Annotated in this window: 17 protein-coding genes and 1 tRNA gene; 2 read left to right on the forward strand and 16 right to left on the reverse strand. The window is 52.1% G+C overall.

Going from position 1 to position 23,437, the window contains the following annotated elements:
• Window positions 1–6: 6 nt before the first annotated feature.
• The 8 genes from EFB08_RS00600 to EFB08_RS00635 form a co-directional block, all read right to left on the reverse strand.
• The gene (locus EFB08_RS00600; RefSeq protein ID WP_123124976.1) at window positions 7–1,167 is read right to left on the reverse strand and encodes a Gfo/Idh/MocA family protein; all 1,161 of its coding nucleotides are present in this window, start codon (window positions 1,165–1,167) and stop codon (window positions 7–9) included.
• Window positions 1,168–1,279: 112 nt separating this feature from the next.
• Window positions 1,280–2,569, reverse strand: a complete 1,290-nt coding sequence (locus tag EFB08_RS00605; RefSeq protein ID WP_123124977.1) for a sugar MFS transporter — start codon at window positions 2,567–2,569, stop codon at window positions 1,280–1,282.
• Window positions 2,570–2,624: 55 nt separating this feature from the next.
• Window positions 2,625–6,143, reverse strand: a complete 3,519-nt coding sequence (locus EFB08_RS00610; RefSeq protein WP_123124978.1) for a ThuA domain-containing protein — start codon at window positions 6,141–6,143, stop codon at window positions 2,625–2,627.
• 312 nt (window positions 6,144–6,455) lie between these two features.
• Window positions 6,456–7,250 (reverse strand): 3-keto-disaccharide hydrolase, encoded by a 795-nt coding sequence (locus EFB08_RS00615; RefSeq protein ID WP_123124979.1) that lies wholly within the window; start codon window positions 7,248–7,250, stop codon window positions 6,456–6,458.
• A 70-nt stretch (window positions 7,251–7,320) separates the two neighbouring features.
• A complete protein-coding gene (locus EFB08_RS00620; protein WP_123124980.1) occupies window positions 7,321–9,324 on the reverse strand; it encodes a c-type cytochrome in 2,004 nt (667 codons plus the stop codon).
• Between the two features lie 18 nt (window positions 9,325–9,342).
• Window positions 9,343–11,148: a 3-keto-disaccharide hydrolase gene (locus EFB08_RS00625; RefSeq protein ID WP_165864762.1), complete on the reverse strand. Its 1,806-nt coding sequence runs from the start codon at window positions 11,146–11,148 to the stop codon at window positions 9,343–9,345.
• 522 nt (window positions 11,149–11,670) lie between these two features.
• Window positions 11,671–12,360 carry a LytR/AlgR family response regulator transcription factor gene (locus EFB08_RS00630; protein ID WP_123124982.1) on the reverse strand — a complete coding sequence of 230 codons (690 nt, stop codon included), beginning with the start codon at window positions 12,358–12,360 and terminating at the stop codon, window positions 11,671–11,673.
• Window positions 12,353–13,390, reverse strand: a complete 1,038-nt coding sequence (locus EFB08_RS00635; RefSeq protein ID WP_123124983.1) for a sensor histidine kinase — start codon at window positions 13,388–13,390, stop codon at window positions 12,353–12,355. Before EFB08_RS00635 ends, EFB08_RS00630 begins: the two co-directional genes overlap by 8 nt.
• Before the next feature lie 215 nt (window positions 13,391–13,605).
• On the opposite strand from EFB08_RS00635, the gene EFB08_RS00640 reads away from it, so the two are divergent.
• Window positions 13,606–14,973: a phosphatase PAP2 family protein gene (locus tag EFB08_RS00640; protein WP_123124984.1), complete on the forward strand. Its 1,368-nt coding sequence runs from the start codon at window positions 13,606–13,608 to the stop codon at window positions 14,971–14,973.
• Window positions 14,974–15,121: 148 nt separating this feature from the next.
• On the opposite strand, the gene EFB08_RS00645 is transcribed toward EFB08_RS00640, so the two are convergent.
• The 6 genes from EFB08_RS00645 to mltG all read right to left on the reverse strand — a co-directional run bounded on the left by EFB08_RS00645 (window position 15,122) and on the right by mltG (window position 20,217).
• Entirely contained in the window at window positions 15,122–16,324 is a 1,203-nt protein-coding gene (locus EFB08_RS00645; protein WP_123124985.1) for a cation:proton antiporter, read from the reverse strand.
• A gap of 315 nt (window positions 16,325–16,639) precedes the next feature.
• A tRNA-Ser gene (locus tag EFB08_RS00650) sits at window positions 16,640–16,724 on the reverse strand.
• 223 nt (window positions 16,725–16,947) lie between these two features.
• Window positions 16,948–17,877 carry a YihY/virulence factor BrkB family protein gene (locus EFB08_RS00655; protein WP_123124986.1) on the reverse strand — a complete coding sequence of 310 codons (930 nt, stop codon included), beginning with the start codon at window positions 17,875–17,877 and terminating at the stop codon, window positions 16,948–16,950.
• Entirely contained in the window at window positions 17,874–18,287 is a 414-nt protein-coding gene (locus EFB08_RS00660; protein WP_123124987.1) for an acyl-CoA thioesterase, read from the reverse strand. The genes EFB08_RS00655 and EFB08_RS00660 overlap by 4 nt, the downstream gene beginning before the upstream one ends.
• Before the next feature lie 122 nt (window positions 18,288–18,409).
• Window positions 18,410–19,057, reverse strand: coding sequence for a DUF6624 domain-containing protein (locus tag EFB08_RS00665; RefSeq protein ID WP_123124988.1), 648 nt, complete (start codon window positions 19,055–19,057; stop codon window positions 18,410–18,412).
• Window positions 19,058–19,128: 71 nt separating this feature from the next.
• The gene (gene mltG / locus EFB08_RS00670; protein WP_123124989.1) at window positions 19,129–20,217 is read right to left on the reverse strand and encodes an endolytic transglycosylase MltG; all 1,089 of its coding nucleotides are present in this window, start codon (window positions 20,215–20,217) and stop codon (window positions 19,129–19,131) included.
• A 314-nt stretch (window positions 20,218–20,531) separates the two neighbouring features.
• Here mltG and EFB08_RS00675 point away from each other — a divergent pair, with 314 nt between their 5' ends.
• Entirely contained in the window at window positions 20,532–21,161 is a 630-nt protein-coding gene (locus tag EFB08_RS00675; protein WP_123124990.1) for an L-threonylcarbamoyladenylate synthase, read from the forward strand.
• 125 nt (window positions 21,162–21,286) lie between these two features.
• On the opposite strand, the gene EFB08_RS00680 is transcribed toward EFB08_RS00675, so the two are convergent.
• Both EFB08_RS00680 and EFB08_RS00685 read right to left on the reverse strand, forming a co-directional pair.
• On the reverse strand, window positions 21,287–21,880 hold the full coding sequence (locus EFB08_RS00680; protein ID WP_123124991.1) for a hypothetical protein: 594 nt from the start codon (window positions 21,878–21,880) through the stop codon (window positions 21,287–21,289).
• Between the two features lie 25 nt (window positions 21,881–21,905).
• Complete coding sequence (locus EFB08_RS00685; protein ID WP_123124992.1) at window positions 21,906–23,432, reverse strand: SusD/RagB family nutrient-binding outer membrane lipoprotein; 1,527 nt, start codon at window positions 23,430–23,432, stop codon at window positions 21,906–21,908.
• Between the last annotated feature and the right edge of the window lie 5 nt (window positions 23,433–23,437).

The raw sequence follows: 23,437 nt of genomic DNA on the forward strand, positions 1-23,437 counted from the left end.
GTCTAGTTAGATGGTGAATTCAATCCATTTATTTTCTGATTGGCCCGAGGCAATCACCTGCTCAATAAAGGCCATGCCGCGCACGCCTTCCTCAATGCCCGGGAAATCCAGTGCCTCGGCTGGCGCTTCTTCGCCGTTCAGGCGGGCTTTCACGCACAGCGCGAAGTTGCGGTACAGGTTAGCAAATGCCTCCAGGTAACCTTCTGGGTGACCGCCCGGAGTACGGGTGTTGTGCTGGGCGTAAGAACCTACGTGCCCACCACCGGTGCGGTAAATCTCGGCAGGGCGGTCCAGCCATTTCACCAGCAGGGTGTTGGCAATGTCCTGCTGCCAGTCAAGGCCGCCTTTCTCGCCGTACACGCGTATTCTGACATTGTTTTCCTCACCGGCCGCAATCTGCGTGGCAAACAGCACGCCGCTGGCGCCGTTGTTGAATTTCAGGAGCGCCGCACCGTCATCATCTAGTTGGCGGCCTTCCACCACCACGTTGATATCGGCACAGAGCTGGGTTACTTCCAGGCCAGACACGTACTCGGCCAAGTTGAAGGCGTGCGTACCGATGTCACCCATGGCGCCGGCGATGCCGCTCTGTTTGGGATCTGTGCGCCAGGAAGCCTGCTTGTTGTCGCCTCCTTCCTCAAAGGTGCTCAGCCAGCCCTGCGGATACTCCACGTACACTTTCCGAATCTTGCCCAGTTTACCCGAGGCCACCAGTTGCCGGGCTTCTTTCACCATCGGGTAACCGGTGTAGGTGTGCGTGAGGCAGAAGAGGTTGCCGGTTCTTTCAACTACTTCCCGTAGTTGCAGCGCCTCCTCTAGTGAGAACGTCATGGGCTTGTCCAGAATCACATGGAAACCGCTTTCCAGTGCCAGTTTGGTGGGCTCAAAGTGCACGTGGTTGGGGGTCACAATGCTGATGACCTGCACGCGCTGGTCTTCGGGGAGCTGTTGCTCTTTTTCGTAAAGCTCCTGATATGATCCATATACTCTCTCTGGGGAGATGCCCAGCAGTTCGCCGCTGGCTTTTGACTTTTCCGGGTTGCTGCTGAAAGCACCGCACACAAGTTCATATTCCCCGTCCAAGCGGGCCGCGATGCGGTGAACGGCGCCAATAAACGCTCCCTGTCCCCCGCCAATCATGCCCAGTCTGAGTCTCTGGTTGTTCATTCGTTTTATTTGTTAGGTTATGGATTGATCGCTTCTAATATATACTTCCTTCTTGTTTCAGACCTACTTTCTGCAAAACAGGCGTAAAATACTTCTCTTTCTCTGCCTTTGGTTACCCACGGGAAGGCACTGCCGGTTTATAGAACTTATACCCGAAAAGGAAAATCACCGCATAGCAGATTATGGGCAGGTAGTACGAGGCCGCCACGTCATGGTCGGCCACCATGCCCATCAAAGGTGGAAAGACGGCACCACCCACCACGCCCATGATGATGAAGGAAGAAGCCTGTTGGGTTTTTGACCCCATTTCTTTCAGACCCAAGCTGAAGATGGTAGGGAACATGATACTGAAGAAGAAATTGATCAGCAGCAAAGCCACAAACGAGGCGGTTCCCCAACTCTGCGCCACAATGACGCACATGACAATGGAAGCCAAGGCGTACCCCGCCAATAGTTTATGCGGCGCGATGTAGCGCATCAGGAAAGCCCCGGAGAAACGGCCTACCATCATCATGACCATACTCAGGGAGAAATAATAAGAAGCCATTTCGGCCGGAAGCTCCATCTTTTCTTTCCCGTAGGTGATGAAGAAGGCCCACGTACCGCCTTGGGCTGCCACGTTGAAGAACTGCGCAATACAGGCCCACACAAAATGCCGGTTCTGGAACAGGCTTTTGGGCTTATTTTCTGAAATCAGGCCATTTTCTTGATGTACTGAATCAGCAGGGCTTTCATGCGGGTCTACCAGGGCTGGTACTTTCACAAAGGCAAAAGCGGTAGCCAACAACAAAATGACAGAGCCGATAATGGTGTACAGTAACTCCACTGAATCCAGCTCACCCGGGGTACCGGTGCGCAACAGGAAGTAGCCGCCAATCACCGGTCCAATCACTGCACCCAACCCATTGAAGGCCTGCGCGAAGTTCAGGCGTTGGTCACTGGTGCGTTGGTCGCCTAAAGCCGCGATGAATGGGTGGGCAACTGCCTCTAAAGTGGCTAGTCCGCAACCCAAGATGAAAAGCGCCAACCTGAAAAAGTTAAAAGACTCGGCCGCCGCGGCCGGAACAAACAGGAACGCGCCCATGGAATACAGGCACAAGCCCAGCAACACGCCCATCTTATATCCGAACCGCTTCATGAACAACCCCGCCGGGATGCCCATTAGGAAATACGCCCCAAAAATGGAGAACTGCACCAAACCAGATTGCGCCTTTGACACCCTGAGTACCTCCTGGAAATGCTGGTTCAAAACATCGCCCATAGTAATGGCGATGCCCCAGAGCATGAACAGAGACGTGACAAACACAAACGTGACCAAGTACTTCTTCTCCGTGAAAGCAGGTTTGCCATCTACCAAGTGATCTGCATTGGTCACACTTTTAGCTGCGGTTACTTGTGTCATGGGCAGTACCTTTGGTTAGACGTTGTTTCAATATAAGGCTTATTCTGAAGGGTTTCTATTTCACTTTGACAGTGGCTAAAGAAGACCCTGTACTTCTACCCTGCGGAGTAAAGGTGACCGTTTTTAGAAGTGGCCTGTTATTGCCGCCTGCAGTTACTTCTTTACAGATGAGGTACACTTCCGTAGTTCTTAGATTGAGAGGAGCCTGAATTGGAATGCGGGTGCTTACGATCTGCCCTTGCGGGCCAAAAGCCATCCGTCCGCTTCCTATTTTCTGCCCGTTTACCGTCCCAATTCTTACTTCCACGGCATAGGTACCCAAGTACCCGCTGTTTACCGCGGATAGCTCAATGGAGCCGATGTCTGTTAAATCCAGGGTCTCTTTGATCCAGCCCTCACTTGCAGGAAACACCAGATATTTGCTTCCAGAAGAGTCTCTACTGGTAAAACCTTTCACCTGCTTGAATTCAGACACATCCACCCTGTTACTTCTTAGTTGAACGGCGTTAGAACCCACCAACGGTTTCAAGCCGGTGCCGCCCTCGTGGGTATAAGTGGCTGTGAGTTTCAGGACGGTGTTCTCTTTCTTCTGCTCGGCTACCCTTGGAACAATCTCTCCCTTGGCCGGAAGCGAAGGCTTAGTGCTGGTTGGGCTGGCCAGAGAAAGAATCCAGGAGACGATCTGCCGGGCATCTGCCTCTGACATGTCTGGGTGGGCCGGCATGGCATTTTCGCCCCACACGCCACCGCCGCCTTTGATGATCTTGTTCGTAAGGTGCGACGTGGCCTTGCCATCTTTAAGGTACCGTTTAGAGACGTCTACGTAAGACGGCCCTATCGATTTCTCATCTATTTTATGGCAGCCTTTGCAGTCTGAGTTTTCCATCAGGGTTCTGCCCACCAAAGTGGCGGAGGCCACCTGGTGCCCCATGGAGGCTCCGGCTAGGTCTTTTCCTTCTATGTATTCCGCAGACACGAAAAGGTTTTCTGGCTTCACCTGACCGCCCGGAGTAGCTACGTGCACCTGGTATTTGATAGGGGTTCCCTCGAAATAGAAGCTTCGGTTGCCCGGCAAAGCCACCACCACATCGGGCTGCTCATTACCGGCGTACACAGTTACGGCCTTGCTGCCGGAGGTGGCCTTTTCGGTATCGGTGACTTCTACCCGTATGTCGTAATCTCCCGCCTTGGTGAAGGTATGTTCCAGTTGCGGGGTATCTGTCAGCTTCTTCAGGCCGTTAACGGTCCAGAGGTATCTTAGATTATCTTTCTCCGGATCTGCTACTTCTACGGTAGCGGTCACGGTGAAAGGAAGCAGCCCGCTTTGCCGGTCTACCGTTAGGTTCGTGATTTTAGGAGGCCGGTTCCCGGAAAGATAATCCACCCTGGAGAGCGCAGCATCCGGGTTTCCGGTGAACCATCCTTTTCCATATTCCAGAATGTAAATCTTCCCGTCAGGACCTACCTCCATGTCCATGATGGCCGCGAATTTTTCATTTTCCATGAAGGGCTCCATTTTATCAAAGTCACCATTTTTCTTCATGGTCACCACTTTGATCCAGTCCCTGATCCAGTCATAGATAAAGAGCTTGCCATGGTAGTATTGGGCATACCGGGTGTTTTCCGGGAACATGTCTGTGTAATAGACAGGACCCGCCATGGCGTTACGTCCGCCCGTTCCAACCTGCGGAAAGTCTGGGGAAGCGTCATACGGGTACCAGATAAAAGCGGGCTGGGCTGCTGGCAAATTCACCAGACCAGTGTTATTGCGAGAATCGTTGACAGGCTTGGCAGGATTAAAAGCCTCCCCGGAAGTACCCGTGCCATAGTTATATCTGAGATAGGGATAGTTGTTCGCCACGAAAAGCGGCCAGCCGTAGTTACCAGCCTTACGGGCTTGGTTTACTTCATCATACCCTTTAGGGCCTCTGGTGGCTAAGCTATCGGTTTTGGCGTCTGGCCCTACCTCGCCCCAATACAGGAACCCTGTTTTTTGATCCACAGAGATGCGGTACGGGTTACGGTGTCCCATGGTGTAGATCTCAGGTCTGGTTTTCGCCTGATTTTTAGGAAACAAATTCCCGGCGGGTATTTCGTAGGATCCATCGGCCTTTACCTTGATCCTGATCACCTTTCCGCGCAGATCATTGGTATTACCGGATGTTCTTCTGGCATCATACTGCAAATGTCCCTCCCGGTCATCTAAAGGCGCGTACCCCTGATTGGTGTAGGTTTGGCCTTTTTCGTCAAAAGGCGTGCTGTTGTCTCCGGTAGAAAGATACAGCAGGTTGTCTGGCCCAAAGGCAATAGAGCCGCCCGTGTGGCAGCAGATCTGACGCTGGGAATACAGTTCAAGCACGATCTTCTCGGAGGCCATGTCTAATTTCCCGTTCCTGAAGACAAAGCGGGAAAGCCGGTTCACAGACGTATCTGCCGGGCTGTAGTACAGGAATATGAAGTTGTTCTTGGCAAAATCTGGGTCTTTGGCCAATCCCATTAAGCCTTCCTCGGCATTGGCGTCTGAGCTGGAAGTATGGTACACATCCAGAAAACCTGCCTGTGTTAAGGAGCCATTGCCCTGGTTGTAGTACATCAGTTCGCCGCGGCGCTGGGCTACCAGGATATCCAGGTTAGGTAAGATGGTCATCTCGGTAGGCTCCGTAAACTTGCCTTGGGTCAGCACCGTTTTCACAAACCGGTCTTCTTCTGGTACGCGCAGGGCGGTTGCTTTTTCGTAATCCAGTTCTTTGTTGTCGCCGATGGCATATTCCAGCCCTGCCAGCAGGTGCTGCAGGAACAGATTGTCTTGGTAAGATTCTTCGGTGTGGCCTAGCGCGGTGTAGAAAGCGCGTCCGCCATCAAAATCATGGTACCAGGCTACCGGGTGATTGGCGCCGTTGGTGCCGCCTTTGTAGCTTTTCTCGTCCAGCGTGAGCAGAACCTTCACGTCTTTGCTCAGGTTTTTGAAGTTGTACCACTCGTCTTTTCGTTTCCACTCCTTGGGCAAGTGTTCAGTGGCTTCGTTTTGTTCATCAGTTACCCGCACCACGGCTTCCTGCTGATCTGGGTGACCGTTGAAATAAGCGCCCACTAACCGGCCGTACCAACCCCAGTCATACTCGGTGTCCGTAGCCGAGTGAACCCCCACGAACCCGCCACCTGCCTGGATGTACCGCTCAAAATCAGCTTCCTGGTAGTGGTTCAATACATCGCCCGTAGTATTCAGAAACACTACGGCGGCATATTTCTTCAAAGAGTCTTCCTGGATGTAACCGCTATTGGTAGTGGTGTCTACTGCAAAACCGTTCTTATTTCCCAGTTCCACAATGGCTTTGTTACCCTCATCTATGGCCGAATGGTGGTAGCCGCTGGTTTTGCTGAACACCAGAATCCTTGGGTCTCCGTCCCGCTTGCCGCAGGAAGCCAGCAGAGTCAACAGGAGAAAACAGAAAGCCAGCGAGGAGAACCTAGACCCGAGTTTCGGGGAAATACGTTCCGATGGCAAGCCAAACTGGTTTGCTGCGGGAGAAGAAAGGTGGCCTAAAGTCAACGAGGACTTACGGTGTAATCTCATGGTGGTACGCTTGAAGGGTGTTTGGGGAAAAAGTACTCTCAATATATCAAACAGAAAACCTGTCGTTTCCAACTCCGGGCTTTAAAGGTATTTTCAGGAAAAGGAGCTTAAAACGGGGAGCATGTTTTCACTAGATTTAAGCAAGGGCTAATCATTTGAACCTCGTTTGGCTCACCTCCTGACGTTCATTTGCGCCTCCCCGCGCTGGAAGAGGATTTCTGATTTAAGGCTGGTTTTCAGAAAACTGCCTTAAATCAGAAAGTAGCCGGCAAACTTGCAAAATAGGAAAGCCGGGTGGCTGCTCTTAGGTCTTTACAATTCCCTGATCCAGACATTGCGGTAGGCCACGGGGTTGCCGTGGTCTTGCAGGCTGATGGGGGCTTTGCCGTGGGCCTTGTACTCGGGCAAGCCGATGTACTCCGTAGGGCCTTTCAGTTCCACGTTGTTCTGCACCAGCACGCCGTTGTGGAGCACCGTCACACGGGCGGGCGTAAACAAAGAACCGTCTTCCTTGAAGCGAGGAGCGGTGTAGATGATGTCGTACACGTTCCACTCAGTGGGCTTATTCATGGCGTTCACCAAGGGGCGGTGCTGTTTGTAAATGCTGCCAGCCTGTCCGTTGGAATACGTGCGGTTATTGTAAGAATCAAGGACCTGCACCTCGTAGCGGTCTTGCAGGAAGATGCCGCTGTTGCCTCGGCCCTGGCTCGTGCCTTTCACTTCGTCGGGCGCGCTCCACTCAATATGTAACTGAAAATCCCCAAACTCCTTTTTGGTGGAGATATCGCCTTTGCCTACGGTAAACGCGCCGTTCTTCACTTCCCATTTGGCGTCTCCGCTGCCTCCTTTGGCTTTCCACTGAGACAGGTCTTTCCCGTTGAACAGGACAAGGGCGTCTGAAGGGGCAGCATTGTTGGTGCCGGGCGTTACCTTGCGCGGCTCGGGTTCCCAGAACTCGGTCATTTCAGGGACCATTTTGGGAGGTTTGGGCGTATCTGTCTTTACAGACTGAGAGGCATCTACGGCCTGAGCCTGGGTTTCTGAAAAGGAAAGTAAGCCAAGGGCCAACGCGGCGAAAGAAAGCTTATGCGTAATCGAAAGCGACATAGGGGTATATATTTTCTGTTTTAGGGTCAGTTCTAGAAATCCGGGCGAAAAGCGCCTTTCCTAAATTTAGTTACTTCAAGGAATTAATCCAGGCCGCGATTTTGAGGGCTTCTCCCTTGGGCACCTGCGGCATTGGCGGCATTGGGGTAGCATAAGTTGGCCAGTTCTCCGGTTTAGGGTTATGGATCAAGTCCACGATCTTCTGGTTAGAGTATTTCCGCTTCGCGATTTCCCGGAACCCCGGGCCTACCTGCTTCTTATCGGTGGTATGGCAGGCGAGGCAGGTATTCTTGGCCAGCAATGGTTTCACGTCATTAAAGGTCAGGACAACGTTGGCATTTTTAGGGGCAGCCGTGGTTTTACCCGGAGTAGCTGGCGCCTTTGAAACGGTGTTTTTTGCCGCAGAACCACCTTTGGCTTTCCCGGTAGTAAGGTTGGCTTTTGATGCCTTGGAAGTAGCGGAAGCGGCGGCAGAGTTACGAGTGCTCACCTCGCTTAACGCTAACTTCTGCCCTTCGGGGATGCTGTTCAAAGTATAATACGCCACCGGATGCACCAGCGTGTAGTAGTTTTCCTTGGCCCGTACACCGTCCAGCTTTAACACGTGAATGTATCCTTCGCGCAAGTTATCCACGAGCACGCGCGCCTTCGTTCCGTCTGCAGAGAGTTTCACGCCTTTCACAGCCAGCTTTTTGGCATTCACGGGAGGGCTGCCGTACACGGCATGGTATTTATAGATGTAACTGTCCACGGCGTAAGAAGCGATGTCTTCGGCAGATTTCCGGTCTACAGGTGAGGTAAACTCTACTTCAAACCCATCGGGCATGGCTTTCACGGTCTTCATCTCGAAGGGGATGCGGGTGTTCCAGATCAGGCGTTGAAGACCTTCGTTAGCTTCTCCGGCGGCCCCCCATCCGCGGGCGGTCTCGCCCACGAACAGCGACTTGTCTTTGGCCCAGGCCATGCGCAGCACGCCAGACTGGAAACCACTCCGGAAATCAAAGGCCACGCCTTGGTACTCACCCTTTACTTTTTCCAATGCTACCCGCATGATCTTGCTTTGGCCCTGGTCACCCACCAGCAACTGCCCTTCAAACGGCCCGAAGTGCCCTTCCGGTATTTTCAGGACCTCAGAATTGGAAATTCCCAGAATTCCGTGCGGAAGCCACACCGCCGGCAGTTGTAGATCTGGGAATTGCTTTTTCATGTCGAACATGGTCACGTTGGGCTCCTTTACCCGGTTCTCGGGCTTCACGTGTCCGCCTTTGGCGTCTTTCTCAAAACGGGGATCAAGCTTGGCGTAGACCTGCTGCTGGGTCATCTTCAGCGGGGAGTTGGGCTGGTTTGTCCAGCGCAGACCACCGGGATGCACGGTAAAGGCACCTTTTTTCACGTGCCACAGACCGCCGGAGCCAACCCAGTCGCCTTGGTTTTCGGTGTAGAACATTTCCCCGTCAATCATCCCGATGCCCGCTGGAGAGCGCAGTCCAGTAGCCCAGGGCTCCATTTTCCCTTCCGGGCTGATTTTAAGCATCCAGCCGCGCCACGGCACCAGGCTAGTCGCATGCCACCAAGGATCTGGAAAGCCCAGGTTGGTGGTCACGAAGAAAGAACCATCCGGCGCAATTTTCGGCCCAAAACTGTATTCATGGTAATTCCCCGACAAGGGCCAAGCGTACACGGTCTCAAACAGATCGGCTTTGCCGTCATTGTTCGTATCGGTGAGTTTGGTGAGTTCGCCTCGCTGTGCGCAGTACAGGGAACCGTCTTTGTAGGCCAGGCCCAGTACCTCGTGTAACCCGGAGGCAAATTTTCGGAAATGTGGTTTGGGACTGGTGGGGTTCTCCAGAATAAAGATATCGCCCCGGCGGGTAGAGATTCCCAGGTCTCCGTTGGGGAGGATCACCAGGCCGCCTACCTCCAGCAACGTACCCTCGGGCGAAGGCACCCGCATGATCTTAAAGAAATCCTCTTCCATAGGTGACTCCTGCGCTTGCACTTTCTGAGGCAAACCAGCGAACAAGGCACCCGCCATTAGCACCGGAAGGAAAAGCTTTTTAGCTACTTTTATCATTGATATTGCGCTTATAAATCAAAAAAGGATAGAATACGCCAGCTTGCCCTGTACCGGCACCAGCAGTTCCTGGCGACCGCCCACATTCCGCACCAAGGGCTTTGCCCCGGCAGTATCATCTAGGCGCACATAGTAGGCTTTGTCATCTACCATGTACATTCCTTTGGCGGTCTCCTCTATTTTTTCGGCTTCCACCACGCGGGCGTACATCACTCCTGACGGATTCTGAATGCTGAGTTCTCGCCGAAGCCCTTTCCCGTTCTCAATGATCCGGATGGCGTCCTGCACCGTGGCGCCGTGCATCTGGTACATAAAAGTAGGCTCTGAATTCTGGTCTAACTGGTAGCCCTTCGGGCGGAAAGAAGTGCCGGTGGTGTCAGAAGCCCAAGGAGCTTGGTCTGAGGCCAGTTTCGCCAGGGTAATGGTTGGTTTCCCGAATCGCTGCACGGAGCCGATGGCCTGCGAAGAACCGTCGCCGCGTTCATGCCACATGGGGGTAGCATCCAGGAAGCCGCCGCGCCACAACTGCACGATGGTGCCGTTGTCCAGGTCATAGGTGTAGTGTAACTGCGTAGGACTTCCTACCGATACCGCATGGGTCACCCGGTGATTGCCGGGCAGGTCTATGAAGCTGCGAAGTACCGGTCTCTCCTTCACATCCACCAAAATAGGATCGATTTCCTCGTTCATGATTACCTCACTCAGCAGGAATTCCCGCACGCCGGGCCCGGCCACTTGCAGGCTCAAAGCGGGTTGGCCCCAATCATTGTATTTGGAGTAGATCAACTCAAAAGGTACTTCTCCGGCGGGTAAGGTGACCTTTCCTGCATTGTTCCAGTACTTCATGGGCACTACTTCCTTTTTGTTTAACCGGATAAGCCCTGCCCCGGCGGGGGTGCTCAGATTAAACACATATTCTCCGGCTTCCTTGGCCACAAAGGTTCCGGTGTACTGCACCAGAAATTGGTTTGATTTGATATCCAGGTTAGAGGTCAGGAGCTTGGTTGTCCCCTGCGGACCGGCGGCTTCGGGTGGGAGGCTGCCATACGCTGGTTCCTGCTCGTATTTGCCTTTATAGATCTTATAGGAAAGGTTTTTCAGCTCCGGACGGGGCTTGCTGTAGTGATTCACCTTGATATTGCGGAAAGCAACGGCGCCATGGTCTCCCTGCAGCCGCAGCGGACCAGTAGCTTTCTCGTCGTTGCTCATGGCACCCCGGGTGGGCCCGAACAGCTCTAAGTCTTCATGGATGGTGACGCCATTCAACTGTACCAGCAACAGCCGAGCGTTTTCAATTTTCTTACCGTTGGCATCGAACCGCGGAGCCTGAAACGAGATCTTGAGGTGCTGCCATAAACCCGGGGCACGGCCAGCGTTTTGGCGAGGCGCATACCCCTGGTAGCCTTTCTGACCATCGGGACGGCTTTCATCCCAGCGCTCGTAAATGCCTCCGTTGCTGCCGGCGGTACGGTCGGTGGTGCCCCAGTTATCGGCGAGTTGCAGTTCGTAGCGCCCCTGTAGGTAGATACCTGAATTAGAGCCTTTGGCCATCATGTAGTCCAGTTCCAGGTCCATGTCGCCGTGCTCGAAATTAGAGTACAAGTCTTCGCCTTTGACTTTTTTCCCGGGTAGGTTCACCAGTATTCCGCCGCCTTTGGCAGGCACGAGCAGATTGTCTTCAGAGAGGCTGGCCACTACATTTCCGGCTACCTGCCAGCTTTTGCCCGGGTTCTTGAAGCCAGACAGGTCTTGCAGCGGTACAGCGTTATTTTGGCTGTGAACATGACCGCAGAAAGCGAGCGAAGCGAAGAGGGTGCACGCCATCGCCCCCCAGGTAAGTGGTGGTTTTGGTAGTTTTAGCATTGATTTATGCTGTGGTGGCACAAAAGGGAGTTTGAACTTGGAAGTAAACCGCAGAGAACGTTTAAGGCTCACGTAGACCTCCTTCTCTGGCATTTTACAATTTTAAAATTAAACCTTAATTATAGAGCTAAGTCTTGAATAATAAAAGGTTTTAGCTATACTTTCTTTTATTATCGTCAAAATGAAGGCTTTGCCTAAACCTGAACAAACCTCTGAAAGCAACGCTGAAACAAGAGCACTAAGGCTATTTGCCATACTCTTTGATGGGCTGTTTGAAGATAGAAGCAGGTTTGTTAGAAAGGTTTAGTAACAGGGTATTTATGAATTGAATCATCGCTCCGAATTCAGAAACGAACTCTGTTTTGGGGCTCCTTTCCTGATTCTGGCCTTAAAACGGATTACCTGGCTAGCCAGGCACCAGGTGAATTGAAGTCCTCAGGATGGTAAAATCATCTTACTTGACAATAGAATGGAAGTAAATGGCTACAGGTTCTCCACCACATCGCGGTAGCCGCGCCCGATGGGAATGGCTACCCCGTTCACCTCTACCGTATCTGAGGTGTAGGACTCAATCCGGTTGATAGAAATGATAAAAGAGCGGTGAATCCGTTTGAAAAGGGCGGCGGGCAACAGGGCTTCTATCTCATGGGTGCTCATTTTGGGGTGGTATTCCCGGCTGGTGGTCACGATCCGGATGTATTCCCGCTGACTCTCTATGTAGACTATCTCCGAGAACAGGATCTTGACTTTCTTTTTCTGGACGGTCACAAAGAGGTGGTCTTTTGCCGGGCTTTCGTTTTGAGGCTGTTTTTCCTTTTTCGTGCCCTTTACCTTGGTGACGGCTACCAGAAAACGTTCAAATTCAAAAGGCTTCAGAAGGTAATCGGTGACGTTCAGGTTGAACCCTTCCACGGCGTACTGGTGGTAAGCGGTAGTGATAATGACGGCGGGCGGATCTACGAGGGTCTTCAGGAAAGCCATCCCCTTGAGTTTGGGCAAGTGGATATCCAAAAAGATTACATCCACGGCATGGTCCCGGAGGTAGTCTGAGGCCAGGAGGGCGTCTTTGAAGGTAGCCTGCAGGTTCAGGAACGGCACCTGCGAGATATAGTCTGACAGGACTTTCACGGCCAAGGGTTCGTCTTCGATGATGATACAGGAAAGGTTAGACATGGCTGGAGAGGTTGATGTTCAAAGTAGCCGTAAACGCATCGTCACTTTGCTTCAGGGAGAGGTCGTATTCCTGGTACAGCAATTCCAATTGCCGCCGCAGGTTAGAGAGCCCTATGTGTTCCTTCACGCCTCCCTCCTGAGCAACGGTTTCAGAGGAGTTTTTCACGATGAAGGCCAACTGCCGCTGCTTCACCGAAAGATGAATGTCTACGAACGGATGGTGCCGAGTTTCGGAAACCCCGTGTTTAAAGGCGTTCTCCACCAACGGAATCAGCAAAAGGGGTGGCAAGGCCTGCCTCAGGTCTTCAATGTCATGGTTGAAATTAACATGCAGGGAATCATCGTACCGAAGCTGCTCCAGGGCAATATAATCGCTTATTATTTTTAGTTCCTGCTCTATGGCTATATACGCTCCGCCGGCCTCGTACAGCATAAAACGCAGGATTTTGGACAATCGCAAAATGGATTCAGGCGCCAGATCAGACTTGTCACGGGCCAGCACATAGATGTTGTTCAGGGTGTTGAACAGGAAGTGCGGGTTGGTCTGCGATTTCAGGTAGTTCAGTTCGGCCTCCTGCTTCTCAATGCGCAGCAGTTGCGCCGCCTCCCTCAATTTCCGGTATTCATAGATGTGCCGGATGATCCCGAAAAACACAATGGAGAAAATACCAGCCCCAAACTGCTCACCCAGTCCGTGCCCAAAGGATGTATAGGTAGCAAAAGACGTATGGATACCTACCTGAATACCCAACTCCCGCCAGGCGTACAATCCGAATGAATAAAAGAAAAACTGCCCCAGTAAAAGGAGAATGGACCTGAAAATCCGTTTTCGGCTTAGTTTGGGCAAAGTGTACTCAAAGAACAGGAAGTTGACAAAAACGATATACACGGCCCGCCAGATTTCATTTAAGGCCCAGCCGCCAAAGGCGTCAGGGTGTTGGGCCAAATCCACCAACAGCCATAAAGCCAGATAGGCCGCTCCTATCCAAAGGAATAGCTTCAACCTCTTGGGATCTAGTTTTAACTTCATTAGGCGGCTATTCTTTATGATTTTTAAGGCGATACTCTAGAAGAAATCAGGGGGTGAAAGCGCTTAGACTAAAATACGTCCTTTTTCTCACCCTACCTATTCCTTAAATCTTCCAACTTCTGCCGTTGGTAGACCATAAGCTGCTGTCTGTTGACACCTGCTTTTTCTAATGTTCCAAGTGAAGTATCTTTTACTAAACCTTACGATAAGAGCGCATGAAAAAGAGCTTACTCCTTCTGGTTGCCGTACTTCTGATGGCCACCCACCTGCAGGCCCAGGTGGAACCCGCCGCCGGCAATTGGAAAACCTGGTTTATTTCATCAGGCAAGGCCTATCGGTTACCTTCTCCCCCCTCCAACAAAGAGGAAATAGCCCAGGTGCTTTCGCGGCAGCAGGAACTGGACTCAGCCGGGCTGCAACAGATCCTTTTCTGGAATGCCGGCTCCCCCGGTTACCGCTGGCACCAGATGATCTCCAAGCTTTGGGTTGTGGATACAGCCTACACCGGGGTTTTGGCGAACATGCTGTTGAATGCGGGAATCTATGATGCCACCGTTGCTGCCTGGGACACCAAATACGCCTTCAACCGGGAACGTCCCTTCGCGGCCAGCAGCAAAATCAAAGCCTATGCCCCTAAACCCGAAAGTCCCTCCTATCCCTGCGAACACTCGGTGGCGGCCGGGGTAGCTTCTACTGTCATTGCCCATTTCTATCCCGCTTTGGCAGATTCTGTCAACCGGATGGCCCAGCGGGTGATGGAATCCCGGGTGGCAGCGGGCGTAGCGTTCCCCAGTGATACTAAAGCAGGCTTTGAATTAGGCAGAAGAATTGCCCTAAAAGAGATTGAACACACCAAAGGCTACTCGCCAAAAGGCCCTTGGGACGGCAAAATGCCTCAGAAAGCCGGGCTCTGGAACGGCAAAAAACCAATGTTCCCCATGGCAGGCAAAGGCAAGACCGTGGTACTGGACAGCAGCAGCCAGTTCCGCCCAGGTCCGCCCCCCGATTTTGCCAAGGATATGGCGGAGATGAAGGCCTTTAAACCCACGTTCCGGTCTCAGGCCAATGCCTTTTATTATGCCAGCCAAACTGGAGAAGACGTGTTGCACAAAAAGATATTTGAGTACAACCTTCACCAGAACCCACCGCAGGCAGCCCGGGTGTATGCCCTTACCGCCGTTGCCTCCTATGATGCATTTATCGCCTGCTGGGACGCCAAGTACGCCTATTGGGGAATCCGTCCCAATCAATATGACACCACCTACCACCCCTTGATTCCTACACCGCCTTTCCCCGGGTATCCTTCCGGCCATGCGGTCATCAGTGGTGTGACGGGTGAACTGTACTCCTACTTTTTCCCGGCAGATAGGACGTATTTCCAGAAGAGAGCCAAAGACGGCGCAGAATCACGCTTCCAGGCAGGCATCCACTTCCGGACTGATAATGAGGTTGGTTTAGAGATGGGCCGGAAAATAGCAAATGCCGTCATCCAGAAAGCACGCGCAGATGGTGCCGAAAACCAGTTAAGCTTGGTAAAACGGAAACCAAGCAGTCTTAAGCCCATTTCTAGAAAAACGCCTTAGAAACGCTGGATTTCCCCTTTGCGGCATGGTAAAATCCGCTCCATTTAAAAACAGAGAGGGCCTGTAAGACTAAACTTGCAGGCCTTCTCTGTTTTTAAATGGAGACGAGACAATGCTGAAAGTAAAGCCGCACCTGAGGGGCTCTGGATTAACTCAGGCCCTCCATGGAGGATTTGGCTTCTTCGTTGTGGTCCTGTTTGAAGAAAACCGACCCCACCATCATGACCAAAACCGTCAATATGATAACCTGAATGATAAGGGAGTTGTCCACCAAGGGAATCCTGTTCCCCAGGGGTATGCTGAAGAACAGCAGAATCGTGATCAGGCCGCGGGGGGCAACGAACAGCAGGGGTTTCATGGGCAACTTGGCCACCCATAACTGAAGGCCCCGCAAGCCGAAGATGGCCGCCACGATCCCCACGGCCCAGGCAAAGGTGCTGATGTTCAGCAAATCTGAGGTCTCAATCAGGAAACCGAACAGCAGGAAAAACAACGCTCTTATCAGGAAAGTGGCCTCTACCGTGATCTCCTTGAACCGATGCACCTCCCGGTTCAGTTCGGTGGGCCTCAATTTCTGCACCCATTTAAGGTGTTTAAGTTCATCCAGGTTCCCCAGGAACAACCCAAAAAGCAGGATAAAGATCAGCGCCGGTAGATGATACACCTTGGAGACGGCATAGATAAGGATAACCAGCAGGATAATCGGCCCGAATTTTACGTGGTGGTCTATCCTCCCAATCAGGAAAGACAACCCGAGGGTGGCGATAAAAGAGACGGCGACGATGACAAGTAACTCTAACCCGAAATGGGCGAACGACTGGGTGTTGATGGTTTCGTTCAGCGCCACGAAGTTAAAAAGCAGCACCCCGAAGATATCTGACAGGCTGCTCTCATAGATCACGAACTCCTTGTTGAACCCACTGAAGTTCTTGACACTGGGAATGGCGATCGCGCTGCTGATGACGCAAAGCGGAAGGGCATTGAGGAGGTTGTCCTTGAACGATGGCTGGCCAGAATACTGAAAAAGGAATGCCAGCAGAAAGGCCAGCGCCAACATGGGGAAAAGGGCAACGATGAAGGTCTTTTTGACGAGGGGGAATTTGGTTCGGTCTATCTCCAGTTCCAGGGAACCTTCCAGCACGATCAGAATCAACCCGACAGTTCCCAGGATGGGCAGAAGAGGAGACAGGTTGGGAACCTGCACCTCAAAGAAACCGGACCCCTGCCGTACCACCCACCCCATGGCTAGCAGCAGGATAACGGAGGGCACCTTGGTTTTAGCAGACGTAAGATCGAAAAGATAGGCTACCAGCAACAGGGTGCAGAGCGTGATAATGATTCCACTCGTCATAGGTCAGTCGTTTACATAATCGATAGGCAGGTACAAGTTAAGTTATCAGCCACTTAATTCCTGTTTTAAACACTTCAGTACGCCCAAAGCGTTAAGAAGTCCAACAAGCCTTTGGAAGAGACGCCGCCAAAATACTGAATCGGACGCGCCATGAAAACCGGGCTCCCAAGAGAAGAGCCAGGCAAGGAAGATAGACCTGGAAAAACCAATTCAAGCCAGGAGCCCAACCCTAGAAGCATCTTCCAGGGCATGCCCTGGGGCAGAAAACGAAAAAGCCCTGTATGATTTCTCCTACAGGGCTTTCATCTTTTCAAGCAGAGAGAGAGGGATTCGAACCCCCGGACCCGCAAAGGTCAACGGTTTTCAAGACCGCCGCAATCGACCACTCTGCCATCTCTCTAAATGTGACACAAAAGTAAGAGCTGGAAGTGTACCTGTCAAGTCCCAAGCCCTCCTTTTTTCTTATTTTTTACGCAAAAGCTTTGTCAACATCGGCTTACTTCCTGAATGTCACGCTCCTACCCTCCTGAATTTTTTTTTCTGATTTTCAGATCAACTCGTTCTTCAGACGCAACAGGTACTCCTGCTTTAGGGCCATTTTCAGGAAAACAGGCCTCAAACGGCTAAACTTTCCCCCGCACCAGGCGCTTGGTGAGGGCATCTATGCTGATATTGACCTCAAACCCTACAATCAAGCTCATGCATACGAAGTCCAGCCACACCATCAGACCAATGAGGGCGCCAATGGAGCCGTAGAACTTGTTGTAAGAATCGAACTTGCCAATGTAGAGCGAGAATAGCCAGGAGACCAGGAATATCAGGATGGTGGCTACCACTGATCCTGCGCTCACAAACGGCCACTTGTCATGCACCGCCGGCACGTAATAATAGATCATGGAAGTAGCCAGGAAAAACAGCAAGGCCACCGCCACATACTTCACTGACACAATCAGGCCGTAGGTAAAAGCCTCGGTCACTATTTCATAAAAAACCAGCGCATCCAGGATATACGTCCCGAAGAAGATGGCCCCAATGGCCAAAAACAAAATCAAGGCCAGGGCGATGGTGAGCAGCGTGGCTATCATCCGCTTGCGCAGGTAGGTTCTGCGGCGAAAGGTTTTGTACTTCTTGTCAAAGGCATCCATCAGGCTCATGATGCCGTTGGTAGACAGCACCAGCGCAAAAAGGAAACCGAAAGACAGCAAGCCCCCGCGTGGTTTGTTCACGATGTCCTCGATGGTATCGGCGGCGACCACGTAGATCTCTGAAGGCATGATATCGCCGAGCAGAGTGAGAATATCGCGGTCCAGGTGGCCTACGGGAATGTAGGGGATGAGCGTGAACAGGAAGATAATGGTGGGGAAAATAGCCAGCGTGAAGTTGAAGGCCATGTACGACGAGCGCTTGGTGAGCGAGTCCATCTTCAGTTCGTCCATCATGACCTTGAGCACATGGTACACCGACACCTGCTCGTCCCCGAAACGCAGCCGTTTCAGGAAAACGATGAAGATTCGGTACCACCGGTATTGGGCCAGGCGCTCGTAGAGGTTCATGCCGTAAAGTGCGGGTCTATTTTGGCATGAATATAAGCAGGAATAGCCGTGGGTCGGTTGGTTTTCATGTCTACAAACACCATGGTGGTCTCCCCGATGTTGAGGAGTTCCTGGGCCTCGTTGTACACCTCGTATTCAAACTTGATGCGGGCGCCTTGGGGTTTGGTCTTGAGCATAAGCCGCACGGTAAGCAGATCGTCGTAGCGGGCCGGCCTGATGTACTTGCACCGCAACTCCAGCACCGGCATCATCACGCCTTCGGCTTCCATCTCTTTGTAATTGATGCCCAACTGCCGGAACGTCTCGGTACGGGCTACCTCATAGTAGGCGCCGTAGTTTCCGTAGTAAACGTAGCCCATTTGGTCAGTCTCGGCGTAGCGCACGCGTATCTGTACTTCTGATGTAAACAAAGTCTTTCTTCTCTATAAAATGATGGTGGAACCTGCTTTAGGGCCATTTTGATAAAATGGATGCCAAAACATACCTACCTTTCGTCAGGAAATCACTCCTTTTTAAGGCTTGTCAGGAAATGTTATTGCACCCTACGGCCTTCATGCAGAAGTTCTTCTGAAGGATTATAAGTAGCGTTCAAAAGGCCGGCATACTCCTCAACAGTTTCCCGAAACCCGATTGCCTTTCTACGGGCATTCACATTTTTGCTGTCAGCGATGGGCCAGATGCCCATGGAACCATCTTTCCGGTTCATAGACGAAGCCTGGGTACCGTAAACCTGCTTCTTGCCCTGGTACATGAGCAAACGGTCTTCCATCATCGCTGCCGAAATAATGCTTGCTTCTCCTTTCTGGGCCATTTTCTTGAGTTCTGGCAAGTACTTCTCTATCACGGGAGATGGTGCGTGCTGAACCACTAAAAACAATCCATCGGCTGCTTTATCCCCAATCTTGCTTTTGGGCAGCCAGCCGTACTGCTGCAAAATCTTCTGCACCTGAACCTGATTCACGGAGTCTACCTGCCTCATTTTAAGCATAAAGGCATTCCTGTCCTCTTCCTTCACGTCATTGAATCCCTGCCGGGTAGCCTGGTCAACATCGTGGATTTTCTCCAGCTCCGTTGTTAAAGCTTCATACGGAACAGGTATAGGGGCATTCGGCTCGGTTTGCCTGCACGCACCCATGATAAAACACCAGGAAAGCAGAAGTAAGGAGACAGCTTTTCTCATAGAAGGTTGATATCCGTGAAACACATCCAATTTAGACCTATTTATGGGAAAAAAGCCCTAAAGCTTCTTTTTTACCGCATGATGTTGCGTTGGTTCATGGCCGCGTGGAAGCGCTGGGCGTTCCGCCGATGCTCCGCCTCGGTCACGGCAAACGCGTGGTAACCAGAGAAATCTTCCTTCGCGCAGAAATACAGGTATTCGTGCTGCTCAGGGTTCAGGACCGCGTTGATGGAAGAGATAGCGGGCAAATTGATGGGCCCCGGCGGCAGGCCTTTGTTCAGGTACGTGTTGTAGGGTGAGTTGACTCTCAGGTGTTGGTTCAAAACCCTCCGGATGGTAAAGTCGCCGGTTGCGTACACTACCGTTGGGTCAGCCTGCAGGGCCATGTTGCGTTTGAGGCGGTTGAGGTACACGCCCGCAATGCGCGGCCGCTCATCGGCGTGCACAGACTGCTCGGCCTGCACGATGGACGCCAGAATGGAAACCTCTTTTGGCGACAACCCCACATCCTCGGCTTTGGCTTTGCGTTCCTCTGTCCAGAAGTTATCGTACTCTTTTTTCATGCGCTTCATCATGTCAGGCGCCGAGGTGGTCCAGTACATCTCGTAGGTATTCGGGATGAACATGGTGAGGATGGTAGTGGTGTCAAAGCCAAGTTGCCTGGTGTACGACGGACTGTTGAGCAAAGAGTCAATCTCGGCGGGCGAGGAGTTGATGAACGTGCTCAGCTTCTGGGCCAGGTCCTTTTTGAGGCGCACGTTGGTGTACGTCAGCTTCACCGGGTCTTGGTCACCGGAGCGCAGTTTGGCGATGAGTTTGTAGTTGGTCAGGCCATCTTTCAGCTCGTAACGGCCGGGTTTCACCAGTTCTGGGTAGTCCATCAGTTTGGCCATGAACCGAAGCGAAAGCCGGTCAATCACTACTTTTTTGGCGTCAATGGAATCCATGGCCTGCTCGTAGGTGGCTCCGTTCGGGATCAACACATATACCGGCTCGCCTTTGTTTTCTACGTTGGGAGTATAGACAATCTGGTAGGCATAGTAAGAGAAGCAGACGAAAAGGAACATCAGGACCACCAGCACATAGGTCCACTTGCTTGTCTTGCGGGGCTTACGCGGCCCTCTTGGACCACGCGTGACAGGAATGTTTTGTTCTGACATAGACGACAAAGGTACAAATTTAATGTGCTAATGGGGAAATGTGCTGATGTGCTAATTGGTTCTTTAAAACCCCTCCTCCTGCTCCAGGTTTTAATCCCTGATGTATAGCCATTCTGTTTTGAGGCTGTTTTCTGATAATCGACTTAAAAACGGAAATTTGGGTTTAAGCGTATGCACTGAAACATTAGTAGGAAATACTTCTTGAAGCTGGTTTTTTACTTACGGAACAATTGGTTTACCAACTCCAAAAGCGGTTTGAAAGCCATTTCCCCAAGTAGCACATCAGCACATTGACTCATTAGCCCCTTAAACTCATGGCACAGGCAACTTTCCTCCGGATTCACCCCGACAACCCTCAAGCGAAAAGCATTGCCCAGGCAGTGGAAATTCTACGAAAAGGCGGACTGGTCATCTACCCCACCGATACCATTTACGGCTTGGGCTGCGACCTGCACAACGCCCGGGCCGTGGAGCGGCTATGTCAGTTGCGCGGCATAAATCCGGCCAAGGCTCACCTGTCGTTTATCTGCCATGACCTGACCCATATCTCAGACTACGCCAGGATCTCCACCCAAACCTACAAAGTCATGAAGAAAGCCTTGCCAGGCCCCTTCACGTTTGTGCTGGAGGCCAGCAGCAAAGTACCCAAATTAGGCGGCAAGCGAAAAGACACCGTGGGCATCCGGATTCCCGACAACGGCATAGCCTTAACGCTGGTGCAGGAACTGGGCAACCCCATTGTGTCCACCTCCATCCATGACGAGGACGAGGTAGTGGAGTACACCACCGATCCCGAGCTGATCTATGAGAAATACCGCAACCTGGTAGACCTGGTCATTGACGGCGGGTTCGGGAACAACATAGCCTCTACGGTGGTCAACTGCGAGAACGATGAATTTGACGTACTGCGCCAGGGTGCCGGCGACATTGAAGAGTTTCTGTAAAAGAGAGTTCTGAGACTTGAGTCAAAAAAAGCCAAAGCGGCTTTGCGGCCGATTTCAAGGAAACACCCTAAATACAGAAAGGCTTGCAATCACTTGCAAGCCTTTCTGTTTTTCTAACAACGCCTTTATCCCGTGATGTACACCCTCACTTCAATGGCGCGCTGTTCCTGTTCGGTATTATCTACCTTAACCCTGAAAAACAACCGGATCACATCTCCCACGGCCATCGTAGGCATTTCGGCATCAGCGAGCACCGCCGGAACATCAGTGGTGGAGATGTTGTAGGTTACCATGTTGCCGGGGGCACCGGTGATGGTGGTTGGCAGATTCCCGGCTGTGTTGCGTGATATGGGCGAGTTAGGCGCCAGGTTGGCCGCAGCCGTGGCTCCCGAAGGGAGAGTAGGGCTGTAATTGGGCGCCACGGGCGCTGGGCTCCTGAAACGCTGCCCCGTCACCCTGGTCAGTTCCTGGATTGTTCGGCCCTCGGGCACCTTTATCTGCACCGATATCTGACCCTGCGCAATGGAGTTCTGCTTAATGATATAGGCATTGTCTTCCAGCCGGGCTACTCCGTTAGACTCCACGGACTGTGGGAAAGTAATGGCAGCAGAAGGAATTGGGTCAGGGTTCACCAAACCATCATATTCGTCGTTCTCACACGCGCTGAAAGCCAAAAGCATAATGCTTAAAAGGCTTAGGAATAACTTTTTGATTTTCATATCTCAAATGAGTTAAGTCTTTTAATTACTGCATCCACCAAATGGGAATCAGGAAAGCGGCCGGGTATGCGTTTTCATCGGGAATGGGAACATTGTCCTTGTTAGACTGGATTTCCCCCTGCACATATGGCCATCTTGTGGGGATGCGATTTACACCTGCCAAGGCATTCTGCGGCAATTCTAACCGTGGGTAGCCAGTCCGCCTATAATCATTGTAGGCCTCATAGGCATTACCAGCAGAAGACACCCATTTGTCCCGGATGAGCACATTCAGTTTTCCCTCAGCCGAGGAACTTGCGTTGAAAGCAGCCTCCCGGGCAGCAATGTAGGTTTGGGCATCGGCAGTGAAATTGGCCGGAGTATATGCCGCTCCTAAGAAACTGGAGATGTCATCAAAATTTGCCTGCAAAGCCTGCCGGTACAGGGTGGCTGGATCACCGGAAGTGCCCAAAGTAAGTGCCGCCTCCGCAAGCCAGTAATACACCATGTAAGATGTTATAAGCCGGAAGGGGGCCTGATCACCGGCCACGGATACGTTAATGGTTCCGTTGGCCGCCGTCTGTCCTTTGCCTACAATGTACAAGCCCCAACGGGAGCGATTGGCTGAGGTAAAGTTCAGGACGGTGTGTGCCCCGTTATCATACCCAATGTAGGCTCCTCCGCTTTGGGTAAGGATGGCAGGCAACCGTGGGTCATTTAAAACCTGCATAGAATCAATAAACCGCGAACTCGCGATCATGTCATTGGGGCGGGTAAGGTGATTGTACATGTACAGCGGGTTCTGCGCCCCAGACGAAGCAAAGAACGGCACGTTGAGGTTGTCAGCGTTGGAGGTGATCAATTGCCCCTGGGCAATCAGGTCATTGATGCCCGCTGTGGCCTCGGCGGCGTTTTTCTTCCGGCTCTGGATGTACAGTTTCAGCTTGATGGAATTAGCGGCCTTTGTCCATTTGGCCACGTCACCGGAGTAAATCAGGTCTCCCTCTGAGGAGGCAATTGCGTTGGTCTTACCCAGATCGGCAATGGCTTCGTTCAGGATGGTCAAGATTCCGGCGTAGATGTTTTGCTGCGGATCATACACCGGGGTAGCCGATTGGTCAAAGCTAAGCGCCTGCGAGAAAGGTACGTCTCCCCAGATGTCGGTGGTTACGGCCCAGGTGTACGCCTGCAGCACGCCCGCCATACCGGCATGTATGAAGTTGCCCTCTTCCCGGCCTTGCACCTTCACCTGCTGTAAATCATCCAGCAAAGAGGCATACATGAGATCCCACTCATTGTCCAGATCGTTGGGGCCGATGTTGTACCGGTCATAGGGGTCTGACTGGGTACCGGTGCCGGCCATGTGCTGCACCCACAAAGAGTTTACGAGCTGGATGGTGTTCCCCATTGCAAACCCGATCCCCAGTTCTGCCCCGGGCAGTATGTACTGCACCTCTGAAGACGGCAGGTTGTTAGGGCTGGTGTTCACATCCAGGAAATCATCGCAGGAACTAGCCATAACCAGCGCCACGGCCAGCAAGATGGTCTTACATGATTTTATATATCGTTTCATAGAGA

This window comes from Rufibacter latericius (genome assembly GCF_003721515.1).
GTDB classification, from domain to species: Bacteria; Bacteroidota; Bacteroidia; order Cytophagales; family Hymenobacteraceae; genus Nibribacter; species Nibribacter latericius.

Bases quoted from the DNA above. Each gene is read 5' to 3' on its own strand.
- EFB08_RS00675 (WP_123124990.1), top strand. From the start codon at position 20,532: ATGGCACAGGCAACTTTCCTCCGGATTCACCCCGACAACCCTCAAGCG.
- EFB08_RS00645 (WP_123124985.1), bottom strand. From the start codon at position 16,324: ATGACGAGTGGAATCATTATCACGCTCTGCACCCTGTTGCTGGTAGCC.
- EFB08_RS00620 (WP_123124980.1), bottom strand. From the start codon at position 9,324: ATGATAAAAGTAGCTAAAAAGCTTTTCCTTCCGGTGCTAATGGCGGGT.
- EFB08_RS00640 (WP_123124984.1), top strand. From the start codon at position 13,606: ATGAAAAAGAGCTTACTCCTTCTGGTTGCCGTACTTCTGATGGCCACC.
- EFB08_RS00610 (WP_123124978.1), bottom strand. From the start codon at position 6,143: ATGAGATTACACCGTAAGTCCTCGTTGACTTTAGGCCACCTTTCTTCT.
- mltG (WP_123124989.1), bottom strand. From the start codon at position 20,217: ATGTCAGAACAAAACATTCCTGTCACGCGTGGTCCAAGAGGGCCGCGT.
- EFB08_RS00635 (WP_123124983.1), bottom strand. From the start codon at position 13,390: ATGAAGTTAAAACTAGATCCCAAGAGGTTGAAGCTATTCCTTTGGATA.
- EFB08_RS00625 (WP_165864762.1), bottom strand. From the start codon at position 11,148: ATGGCGTGCACCCTCTTCGCTTCGCTCGCTTTCTGCGGTCATGTTCAC.
- EFB08_RS00655 (WP_123124986.1), bottom strand. From the start codon at position 17,877: ATGAACCTCTACGAGCGCCTGGCCCAATACCGGTGGTACCGAATCTTC.
- EFB08_RS00630 (WP_123124982.1), bottom strand. From the start codon at position 12,360: ATGTCTAACCTTTCCTGTATCATCATCGAAGACGAACCCTTGGCCGTG.
- EFB08_RS00600 (WP_123124976.1), bottom strand. From the start codon at position 1,167: ATGAACAACCAGAGACTCAGACTGGGCATGATTGGCGGGGGACAGGGA.
- EFB08_RS00665 (WP_123124988.1), bottom strand. From the start codon at position 19,057: ATGAGAAAAGCTGTCTCCTTACTTCTGCTTTCCTGGTGTTTTATCATG.
- EFB08_RS00605 (WP_123124977.1), bottom strand. From the start codon at position 2,569: ATGACACAAGTAACCGCAGCTAAAAGTGTGACCAATGCAGATCACTTG.
- EFB08_RS00680 (WP_123124991.1), bottom strand. From the start codon at position 21,880: ATGAAAATCAAAAAGTTATTCCTAAGCCTTTTAAGCATTATGCTTTTG.
- EFB08_RS00685 (WP_123124992.1), bottom strand. From the start codon at position 23,432: ATGAAACGATATATAAAATCATGTAAGACCATCTTGCTGGCCGTGGCG.
- EFB08_RS00615 (WP_123124979.1), bottom strand. From the start codon at position 7,250: ATGTCGCTTTCGATTACGCATAAGCTTTCTTTCGCCGCGTTGGCCCTT.